Raw genomic sequence first — 10018 nt, forward strand, 5'->3', positions numbered from 1 at the left:
CATAAACCAACTTGAGTTGGATGAGGTGCCGAGTAGACAGTGGCACACTGGTGACCTCCAGTCAACAACCAACGCAAGATGGATTAAGGCAAATTGCGTTGGTTGTTGCGTTGAGCCCCGCCCGGGTGAGAAGCTGCCGTCATGGCAAACCCATCGAAGTTCCAGGAGCTAGCCGACGAGCTAGACGGTGCGATCGAGAGGGAGGAATACCGTCCCAACGACCGTTTCCCCACCGTGGTCGAGCTGGCCAAGCGGTACGGCGTAGCCCCCAACACCTGCTCCAGAGCAGTGCAGGCGCTGAAGGAACGGGGGCTGCTGACGGGCAAGCCCGGCGGGACGACCCGTGTGCGCGTACAGCCGATCAGGCGGACCAGGACCAACCTCCGATACCAGGCGGAGAAGGACCTCGTACGCCAGCCGGAGGAGTTCCGCGCCGCTACGGGCGTCGCGGAACTCGACTCCGGGGTACCGCTGGCCAGCATGTATGAGGACCATGCGTCCTACGCGGTGATGGAAGCGCCCGACGACATCAGGGAGGCCCTGAGCCTGCCTGACGGCGCATCCGTCCTGCGCCGCGTCTACACCAGACGGCACGCCAGGAATGCCGGGGTCGACCGCACCACCAGCTACATCCCGTACGACCTGATCAGCGGCAACCCTGACCTGCTGGACTCCAGCAAGGAACCGTGGCCCGGCGGCACCATGCACCAGCTCTACACCATCGGGGTGGAGCTGGACAGGATCGTCGACCACGTGACATCCAGCATGCCGACCCCCGAAGAGGTGCGCGACGCCGACATCCCGCCGAGCGTGCCCGTGCTGCGAGTTCGAAAGATCAGCTACGCGACGACCGGCGAACCGGTCGAGCTCATGGACATCCCGATCCCCGCCGACCGCATCGAACTCGTCTACACCACCCAATTGGAGCGTTGGTCGTAATGCCTCTCATCAGCATCGTCACCCCCGTACACCGCGGAGGCGAGGGGTATCTCACCGAGGCGTACAACTCTCTGTGCAGCCAGTCCATGCCGCCCGGGTGGGAATGGGAGTGGATCGTCCAGGAAGACGGGCAGAGCGGGTTCCTCGGCTCAGCCCTTCCGGCCGACAACCGCATTTCCACGGGCACCGGCAGGAAGGGGGGCGCCGCCATGGCCCGCAGCATGGCGATGGCTCGCGTGCGCGGCGAGTTGGTCCGCGCCCTGGACGCCGATGACCTCCTCCCCGAGGGCGCCTTGGAGCGCGCCATCACCACACTGGACCACCACCGCGACATCGCATGGTGCGTCTCGGCGTGCCTGGATCTCCTGCCTGACGGCACCTTGCGCCCTGGTCCTCACGACCCGCCCGCAGGCCCTCTTACCGACGGCGCGATGCTGGCCGGCTACCAGTCACAGCGCTTCCCAGTCGTTGGCACCACGATGGTGGCCTACACCAGTCTGGTGCTCGCGATGGGCGGATGGCCGGCGGTCCCGGCCTCCGAGGACGTGGCACTGCTGCTGCTGTGTGAGGCCGTCTCCCGAGGGTGGATGCTCGAGGAGCCGGGGGCCATCTACCGCAAACATCCCGCCCAGTCGACCGCTCAGCCGGCGCACTGGGACCCAGCCGAGCGCGCAGCACTGGACGATGTCCTGCTGCCCCGCCTGGAGTCTCTTCGCTCGCTGGGGTGGCGCTGGAGTTCCTCGCAGGGTCTGACCATTCCGGGGGCGTCGTCGTGATCATCTCGGTGGTCACGCCAGTGCACAGTCAGGGGACGATGTTCCTCGCCGAAGCGTACGACTCCCTCAACTCCCAGCATTTGCCTGCCGGATGGTCCTGGGAGTGGTGCGTGCAAGAAGACGGGCCCGACGTGCACGCCGCCGCTCACCTGCCCTCGGACGACCCGCGGATCCACATCTCCGCGTCCCGCCATGGCGGTCCTCACGTGGCACGCACCCTGGCCTTTGCCCGGTCATCGGGGCAGTACGTGAAGAACCTGGACTCAGACGACCAGCTGACGCCTGGCGCCTTGGCGCGTGACGTCTTCGTCCTGGAATCCAACCCGTCCGTCGACTGGACCACATCGCGCGTGCTCGATCTGCTGGAGGACGGCAGCACGCGTTCGTTCGAGCACAGCGACCCGGAATCAGGCGTCCTCCCACGGGGAACAGCCCTTGAGTTCTGGGTTCAGCACAGCCGACCTCAGGTTCACCCGGCCACCCTGTGTGTACGGCGGTCCCTTCTCGCACTACTCGGCGGGTGGATGGCCCTACCGGCCTCTGGCGATACGGGGCTGCTGCTCGGACTGGACGCCCTGTCCAACGGCTTCTTCCATGACGAAGTGGGCCTGATCTACCGCAAGCACGGCGGCCAGATCACCGCTCACCCCGACCACCGAGCTGGGTCTGAATGGGAAGCCCGAATGTCGCTGATCCGAGAGCATGCGGAAGCTCTGCGCGCCTGGTCTGAAAAGACCCCCCAATGAATCGGGGGCGGCCCGTCGCCACAACGGACCGCCCCCATCGACTCACTGCCTACCCAAGACTCCGAGTCGTGTCCGGTGAGGTGACCTCGCCGGGGTGATGCCCGTGGACCCTCAGGTCCGCGCAGTCACCTGTACCCAGACTATGCGCAGCAGATTGCGCAACGCCACTACTCCGGGCCACCTGCTAGGTCACACCCGCTGGTCACGGCTCCCCTACCTGGGGAGATGTACCACCTTGCACAACAAGTACAGCCCACCGCGCCACGAGAGTGCTGCGGTCGCATTTGCGTTCCACGCCGGGGGTGCTCGATGAGCCGCCGGCCTTCCAGCTCCCACCGTCCGGCCGTGAGCCGCCCCGGCTCCGGCGGCCTCCGCTTCGGCATGTTCGCCGTGTGCGTCTCTCGTGACTCTGACCCCGGTCTGAACGCCGGCAAGGCGAAGCCGCTGTATGACCTGCTGGTGACGTACTCGGACGTCGGTTCCCGAGACACCGGCCAGGGCTACCCGTACCGCGAGTCGCTGGCCTCGTGCCTGGACTGCTCCAAGCAGACCGTGGACCGTGCTGCGGACTACCTGGAGAAGGAGATCGGGCTCATCAAGGTCCACCGCCGGAAGGTGGAGGGCAAGCCCGACGAGAACGACGCGAACCTGTACGAGATCTTCGACGCGTGGCTGATCCATGGCGTAACGCCTCCCGCGCGCACCCCTCCGCAGCTGGTCGCCCGGTACAGCCATACGGTCCCCGGCCTGGACGTCGACGCGTGGATGAGCGAGCACGCCCCGGTCTTCGACTTGGCGGGCTGGAGGGCAGCCTACGACGAGCGGCTACGGGCTCAGGAGACGAAGCGCGAAGAGCAGCGACGCAAGGAGCGGGTCCGCCGGAAGAAGCCGAAGAAGGGGGGTGGCGTCATGGATGACGCCATCTTTGAAGGCGACGCATCCGAGGGGGGTAGCGTCATGGGTGACGCGACGGGTGGCGTCATGGATGACGTGACCGGTGGCGTCATGGGTGACGCCCTATCTACACCCGTTTCTCCAGACCCGTCTTCCACAGCAGAACCAGCGCCTTCGGCGCATAACGCCCGTGGCGTGCGTAGCACTTCAACCTCAGGTAGTGGCGCGCGAGGGAGCAGCGGCTCCGCCGCGTCGGGCAAGGCGGGCTCGTCGTCGGGGAAAGCGCTGCCGGAACAGCGGAGCGAGAACGAGCTGACGCGAGAGCAGACATCGGCGGTGCGCGCCGTTGAGTCCCTGCTGCCGCCTCTGCTGGTCGCCAAGCTGCCCTATGGGCACATCCCGAAGCGGAACCGGGTGGCCGTCCTGGAGGCCCTGGAATCCCGTACGGTGGACCAGCTCCGGGAGCGGATCAGCGCTCGGTGGACGGCCTACGGGTACGAGCCCGCTCTTCACGACGGGGAGCTGAGGTCGGCGGTCGGCGTCGCCCTGGAGCTGATCGCCCCGACGCCGTACTGTCCGGACCCGTCGTGTGAGGACGGCGTCATGGTCGACAGCGGCGAGGACTGCCGGGCCTGCACAGAGCGCCGTGAGGCACGCCGGGCGGAGCGCCTGTCGGGGAAGACCCCGCCCACAGGCAAGAGCGGCAAGGGGAAGCCCCGGGCGCCTGAGTGCGTCGACTGCGGCCGCCCGTTCCCCAGCGCCGTCCCTGCCGAAGGCGTGTGCCAACGGTGCACCGATGAGGCCGCGGCCGCGTTCGCCGCCCTAGAGGCCAGCCTCTACGGGCACGCCCCCGAGCAGGCGGACGACACGGAGGCGGAGCGCGAAGCCTTGGAGGCGGAGGCGGAGGCGCGGCGCCGCTGGAGCCGCCGCGCAGCCATGATGGCTCCCGGCGAAGACGTCAGCCCCAATCAGGCCGCTGCCGACGCGGAGGAAGACGCGCGCCTGCGCGCGGAACTGCTGGCCGCCAACCCGTGGATGGCCGACTACGCGCAGACTCCAGCGACTGCCGCCCAGGGACCCGCACCATTCTGATCATCCGCCCCCCAAGCGCCCTGAGTGCCGCCCTAGCAGTCAATCATCCGACCCGACGATTCCCCTGGCGGGGAGGTTGATCGCCCGGCAGGAGCCCGTACAGCCGATCTTGGAAGGAAGTCCGCCCGATGGGTCTGGTGTCCGACAGCCTGGACCGCGCCTTGCAGAAGGCGGTCACCCGTCCGATACCGAAGTCCGGCGACGCGCAGCCGGTGAAGTACAGGTCGGCCATTGCTCAGACCTTCGGCACGACCACGGGTGCCTTTTTCCCGAGAAGTCTCGTCGGGACGGCCGCGCTGAAATTGTGCAGGTCAGCGGCATGAACACGGTTGCCATCATCGCGCGGTTGCGGGCCTCGGACGTGGACGACGCGACGCTGGACGCGTTGCGGATCACGGCGGCCCGGCTGTGCTGCGAGTACGCGTACATGCCTGCCGACCAGCTGCTTCTGGAGGGCAGGGCGTGGCTCGCCCGTGTTGTCGGCCTCCAGCACCAGCGGGTCAGCCTCGCTCAGCACCGCGAGATCATCGCGCTCGCCGGGAAGCTGTCGCTCCTGGTGGGCTGTGTCGAGTACGACTCCGGCCGCCCGCGCGACGCGGAGGCCACCCGACAGGCCGCGTTGATGCTCGGTCAGGAAGCCGGGGAGCTGAGCGTGCAGGGGTGGGCGCATGAGATGCGGGCGTGGTTCGCACTGACCCGGGGCGACTACCGCGGCGTCATCGCGGCCGCGGAGGCCGGCATCGCCGTGGCGCCGACCGAGAGCGTCGCCGCACAGCTGTACGCGCAGAAGGCCAAGGCGTGGGCCCGGCTCGGGGACCGGTCGCAGACCGAGGTCGCTCTCGACAGGGGACGCGAGATCCTGGAACTCCAGCCGTACCCCGAAAACATCGAGAACCATTTCGTCGTCGACCCCGCGAAATACGACTTCTACCGCATGGACGCGCTCAGGAAGTCGGGAGAGAACCGGCTCGCGGAGCAGCTGGCCAACGAAGTCATTCGGGCCGGCACGGATTTCGATGGGACGGAACGGTCGTCCATGCGGATCGCGGAGGCCCGCGTCACGCTCGACGTGGTCGCTGCCCGCGGGGACGACCTGAACACCGCGCTCGCATACGGGGAACGGGCCTTGGCGGGAGAACGGAAGTCGCTGCCCAGTCTCGCGATGGTGGCCGCCGACCTCGGGCAGGCCCTCCAGACACACTACGGACACGCGTTCGAAGCCCAGGAGTTCGTCACCCACCTCCGCAAACTGCGGGGTGGCCAATGACTCTCCCGCACAACGGACACGCGCAAAGAGCGGGGGAGCCGCACACCCGCTGGCGTTGACGAAGGCGGAGCTGGCGACGCTGCTGCACCTCATCGAGGCGCTGTTCGGGCCCAGCTGGGCGCCGGAGGGCAGGGAGCCGACGCCGCCGGGGCTGCTGGCCGGCCGTACGGGCAAGGGGGCTGCGACCGACCAACTCGGGCTGCTACTGATGGTGCTGAATACGCGGGCGTCGGGTTGGCTGCAGTTGGTCGGCGGCTCGGTGAGGAAGCGCGAGGGGCGCGGGGCGGCGACGCTGGCCCGGCTGCTGGGCTGCTCGCCCTCGGGGGCCCGGAAGGTGCTGGCGCGGCTGACGGAGGCCGGTGTCGCGGCGCGGCAGCGCAAGGCGACGTCTACGCGGATGAACGGCCGGGGCAAGGTCATGCTGCTGCCGGTCGCCCGCGCGTACGGACGCACCGTGGCGCCTGTGGAGGCTGTTTCGGGACCCTGGACCGTGTTTTCGGCGCGTCCCGATGGTGCGTGCAGAGATCATGGTCCGGCCGGTGCGGTTGGTGCCTTTGGTACGTCTGGGATCGGCGGTGCTGAACAGGCGGAAGACGCCGGGGATCAGGAGCGTCCCGATGGTGCAGAGCTCCACGCAGACCACGCTTCTGTGGTTACTCCCGGTGGGTCTCTCTCGCTCTCTGGTGGTTTTTCCGGCGAAGGCCGTGGTGGGAACCACGGTCTGCCGGACCGCGCGTGCGTGCGCGAGGACGGCGGCCCGCTCAGCGGGGATAGGCCGAAGAAGTCCCCGTCGATCAGCAGCGAGAAGCCCAGCCTCGGGCCGGTGGCCAACGGCCAGGTGCGGGTCGTAGACGGTGCGGGTCAGGGCGGGCATCAGCAGGGGGAGGGTGCCTCTGCCGCCGGAGGATCTGCGGGCCGTCCTGGCTCCGGTCGACCTGGTCTGGGCACGGCTGGACCGTGCGGCTGCCCGCCGCCTGGTGGAGGCCGCCACCCGCAGTGAGCTCAAGCGGGTGGAGGGCTTCGCGGGCCGTACAGACGCTGCGCAGGTGCTCGCCGACCGGCTCGTCCGGCGCCTGGACGAGCAGCTGCGCACCGGTGGCCCGATCACCGACCCGGTGGGCTGGCTGCTGGCCCGGGGCCTGCCCCAGCGTCAGCAGTGCGGCGACGCGCGGTGCGACGACCGGATGCTGCTCGACTCCGGCCGGGACTGCCCGCGCTGCGAGGACCGGCAGGCCGACCGCCGCGCCCAGCGCCACGCGGTCGCGACCGCCGTGGACGCCGCGATGCCCGGGGCCACCGAGGACGAGCGCCGCGCGGCCGCCGACCGGGAGCTGCACGAGCGGGTGACCGCCCAGGGGTGGGCCCGCGAGCACGAGTGGGAGCAGGCCCGCGCCCGTCAGGCCGCCGCCAAGGCCCACCGCGCCGAAGCTGCGGCCGTGCAGCCGGCCGACGACGTCCCGGCCGTGCCGGTGGCTCCGGTCGCAATGCCCGCGCCGCGCCCGGCCGCCGCCGTCATCCCCGCTGTGGAGCCGGAGTTCTCCGGCGTCGACGACGACCAGGAGCTCGTCCTCGAGGACCTGACCCGTGAGCAGGTCCTGGACTGGCGCAACCGCGCCGCCGCCGACCACCAGCTCGTCCACGACCACATCGACCGGTACGGCGAGCTGTCGGCGCAGCGCCTGTTCACCCGGGCGTTCGTCGCCCAGGTGCAGCGCCTGTCCGGCCTCGGGCACCTGGACCTCGGCTACACCACCTGGGGGCAGGCATGAGTGGCGGCGAGACGTCCGGCGTCGACCTGGCCCGTGTCGCGCTGCGGGCCGCGATGGAGGCAGCCCGCAAGAACGGCAACGGTCAGAAGGCGAAGAGGAAGCCGCGGGCCGTCACCACGGTGCGGCGCGACGGACGCGAGCCGATGGGGCTGGGCGCGGCGATCGGCGCGCTGGTCACCGAGCGGGCCTGGGAGCTCCCGGCCGCCGGCGCGATGCTGCTGGAGCGGTGGGCGGCCATCGCCCCCGAGCTCGCCGGGCACGTCGCCGCCGTGTCGTACGACCCGGACTCCGGCCGGCTCACCGTGTGCCCGGAGTCGTCGGCCTGGGCGACGAAGGCCCGCCTGGAGCAGCCCCGCGTCATCGCGACCGCCAACAAGTCGGCGGGCCGCACCGTCGTGCGCGCCCTGCGGATCCTGCCTCCCGGCGCCGCGCCCGTCCCCGGCCCGGACGATGTCGTCCCGGCAGACCCGGCCCCGGCCGCACCTACCGGTCCGGTCAGGACCCAGGAGGCGGCGTGCGAGGGCTACCGCCGCGCGCTCACCGCGCACCAGGAGGTCGCGCCGCCGCGTCGGGTGGACCCGGGCATCGCGGAGGCGGTGGAGCGGCAGACCGCCGCGATGCGGGAGCTGAGCCGCCGCGCGTTCCCCGAGCCGGACGTCGTCCCGGACGACGCGCCGGCCTCGCTCCAGGCCACCCGGGCACAGCGGCGCCGCCAGGCCGCAGCCACCGAAGCGGCAGCCCTGTGCCGGGCGCGAGCAGAACGCGCTGAGCGTCGGGCTGGGACGGCGGCCGCCGTGCCGCAGTCCCCTGAGCTGCGGACCACGGCGTGATGGGAGCAGTTGCCGTGTAAGTCGCTGAAGGACGACCTCACAACGAGGGCCACCCGGACTACCCGGGTGGCCCTCGTGCTGCATCGGCCTCCGTTCATGAAGTAGAGGGGCCAGCCTCCTCGCCCGTGTCCGTGACCTGCTGCGGGGAAGCCGGTGGGGCGCCAAGGGTCTCCGGCTCGTCGTCGGCCTCGTCGCGGCTCTCAGCCACCGGAGCGCCGGGAGCGGTGCGGTCGTCAAGGGTGATGGTGACCGGCTGACCGCTGGGGGTGAGGTCGGTCAGGCTCTCCTCGATCCGCTCGTACAGCGTTGCTGCGAGCTCCTGGTCGCCGTCGCCGTCGCTGGCGGTGTGCTTGATGGTGTGCAGGCTGATCAGCAGGGCGATTAGGGAGCGGCCGGACAAAGCGGCACGGACCCGTTCGTCTCCCTCACCGGCGACCTGCGGTGGTACGCGGAAGTGCGGATGACGTCCCGCGTGGGCGGTGATGAACTCCCAGATGTCGCGGTGACACAGCAGGCTGGCCGAGGAGACGCGGGCCGCGGTCTTCAGCAGGGCGCTGTGTTCCGGGCTCACGTCTGCGACTGCGGGTTCGGCAGCGGTGTCCGGCTGCGGCCGCAGCTCCTCCACGGCGGTGTGCAGGTCTGCGATCTCCTGCCGCAGTGAGATGAGTGCGGACCGGGCTTCGGCCAGGGCGGTGCCGACCTCCTGTTTGATCTCTCCCACCGCTTCGCGTACTCGGTCCGACGCATCCCGATGGTCGCCGGCCGGGCCGTCTTCGGTGCTGACCGGGGCCGTGAGCGCGGTGAGCACGGGGGCGAGTTCCTCGGTGAGGATGTCACGGACGGCCTGGCGGACGACGTCGACCGGCAGTTCTGGGCTGGGCGAGGAGTCCGGCTCCTGTTCGGCGGAGCGCTGCGCGGGGATCGCGGGCTGGAGGCCGCCGTCTTTCCGGTGGCCGTCCGGCTCGGTGAGGGTGGTGACGGGTGTGGCAGCGGGGTCACGGTCCTCGGGAGCAGATGTCTCCTGCTCGACGGATGCGGGCGAGGGCGGGGTGGGGAGTGGGGGTGGTGCAGGCGCGGTGAGATCCGCGAGCACGACGTGGACCTCCCGCAGTTCGGCGCTCAGCTGGGCGACGACATCGTGGACGGCGCTGCTGAGCGTGTCTCCGTTGGAGTTCAGCTTGTTGTAGACGTCGCGGAAGTTCGAGCGCATCCTGCCGAGCTCGTCGACGACCTCCTTGGTCGTCTTCTCGTGCGCGGCCCGGCCGGCCGTCTCCAGCTTCTCGACGCTCTTGTCGAGCGCGTCCCGGACGTTCTTGTCTGTGTGTACGACGGCGGTGTGGAGCATCGTCAGGGTGTTGGTGAGATCCGGGTTCGGCTGGCGGGCCATCATCCCCCATTTCATCGCATTGAGTAGTCGCGCCGCTTCGCTGCGTATGGTGCCTCGGATGGGTTAACCCGCGCGGGGAGATCGGATCAACTGGCTCAAGAGTGCAGGGTGTTAAGGCTGAAACTGATCGGGGCGCCAGGAGCGAGGTCGACGGCCATGAGCAGGAGCTCGTCCTCGAGGACCTCACGCGAGACCAGCTGCGTGCCTGGCGGGTGCGGGCGGCTAAGACCGTGTCCTATGTGGTGAGGCGGACAAGGCGCTTGTAGCAGCAGAGGGCGGCGGCGAGTCCGAGAAAGGCCAGGTAGTTGCGGGGATCGC

At 69.8% G+C, this 10018-nt stretch carries 9 protein-coding genes; 8 read left to right on the forward strand and 1 reads right to left on the reverse strand.

Annotated features, from left to right (window positions below; genetic code table 11):
* Positions 1-141 precede the first annotated feature (141 nt).
* The 8 genes from ACZ4K2_RS33895 to ACZ4K2_RS33930 all read left to right on the forward strand — a co-directional run bounded on the left by ACZ4K2_RS33895 (position 142) and on the right by ACZ4K2_RS33930 (position 8313).
* Positions 142-939 (forward strand): GntR family transcriptional regulator, encoded by a 798-nt coding sequence (locus ACZ4K2_RS33895; protein ID WP_467769994.1) that lies wholly within the window; start codon positions 142-144, stop codon positions 937-939.
* Complete coding sequence (locus ACZ4K2_RS33900; RefSeq protein WP_467479723.1) at positions 939-1715, forward strand: glycosyltransferase; 777 nt, start codon at positions 939-941, stop codon at positions 1713-1715. The genes ACZ4K2_RS33895 and ACZ4K2_RS33900 overlap by 1 nt, the downstream gene beginning before the upstream one ends.
* Positions 1664-2461 carry a glycosyltransferase family 2 protein gene (locus tag ACZ4K2_RS33905; protein WP_467479721.1) on the forward strand — a complete coding sequence of 266 codons (798 nt, stop codon included), beginning with the start codon at positions 1664-1666 and terminating at the stop codon, positions 2459-2461. The genes ACZ4K2_RS33900 and ACZ4K2_RS33905 overlap by 52 nt, the downstream gene beginning before the upstream one ends.
* 345 nt (positions 2462-2806) lie before the next feature.
* Entirely contained in the window at positions 2807-4447 is a 1641-nt protein-coding gene (locus tag ACZ4K2_RS33910; RefSeq protein ID WP_467479719.1) for a hypothetical protein, read from the forward strand.
* A 128-nt stretch (positions 4448-4575) separates the two neighbouring features.
* On the forward strand, positions 4576-4770 hold the full coding sequence (locus ACZ4K2_RS33915; protein WP_467479717.1) for a hypothetical protein: 195 nt from the start codon (positions 4576-4578) through the stop codon (positions 4768-4770).
* Complete coding sequence (locus tag ACZ4K2_RS33920; RefSeq protein WP_467479715.1) at positions 4767-5714, forward strand: XRE family transcriptional regulator; 948 nt, start codon at positions 4767-4769, stop codon at positions 5712-5714. The genes ACZ4K2_RS33915 and ACZ4K2_RS33920 overlap by 4 nt, the downstream gene beginning before the upstream one ends.
* Positions 5715-6601: 887 nt before the next feature.
* Positions 6602-7483 carry a hypothetical protein gene (locus tag ACZ4K2_RS33925; RefSeq protein ID WP_467479714.1) on the forward strand — a complete coding sequence of 294 codons (882 nt, stop codon included), beginning with the start codon at positions 6602-6604 and terminating at the stop codon, positions 7481-7483.
* A complete protein-coding gene (locus ACZ4K2_RS33930) occupies positions 7480-8313 on the forward strand; it encodes a DciA family protein (RefSeq protein ID WP_467479712.1) in 834 nt (277 codons plus the stop codon). The genes ACZ4K2_RS33925 and ACZ4K2_RS33930 overlap by 4 nt, the downstream gene beginning before the upstream one ends.
* A 94-nt stretch (positions 8314-8407) precedes the next feature.
* Here ACZ4K2_RS33930 and ACZ4K2_RS33935 read toward each other — a convergent pair whose 3' ends face one another.
* Positions 8408-9715 (reverse strand): hypothetical protein, encoded by a 1308-nt coding sequence (locus ACZ4K2_RS33935; protein ID WP_467479710.1) that lies wholly within the window; start codon positions 9713-9715, stop codon positions 8408-8410.
* Positions 9716-10018 lie beyond the last annotated feature (303 nt).

It is taken from the genome of Streptomyces sp. NPDC025833 (assembly GCF_055558055.1).

Bases quoted from the DNA above. Each gene is read 5' to 3' on its own strand.
- ACZ4K2_RS33895 (WP_467769994.1), top strand. From the start codon at position 142: ATGGCAAACCCATCGAAGTTCCAGGAGCTAGCCGACGAGCTAGACGGT.
- ACZ4K2_RS33900 (WP_467479723.1), top strand. From the start codon at position 939: ATGCCTCTCATCAGCATCGTCACCCCCGTACACCGCGGAGGCGAGGGG.
- ACZ4K2_RS33915 (WP_467479717.1), top strand. From the start codon at position 4,576: ATGGGTCTGGTGTCCGACAGCCTGGACCGCGCCTTGCAGAAGGCGGTC.
- ACZ4K2_RS33920 (WP_467479715.1), top strand. From the start codon at position 4,767: ATGAACACGGTTGCCATCATCGCGCGGTTGCGGGCCTCGGACGTGGAC.
- ACZ4K2_RS33930 (WP_467479712.1), top strand. From the start codon at position 7,480: ATGAGTGGCGGCGAGACGTCCGGCGTCGACCTGGCCCGTGTCGCGCTG.
- ACZ4K2_RS33935 (WP_467479710.1), bottom strand. From the start codon at position 9,715: ATGAAATGGGGGATGATGGCCCGCCAGCCGAACCCGGATCTCACCAAC.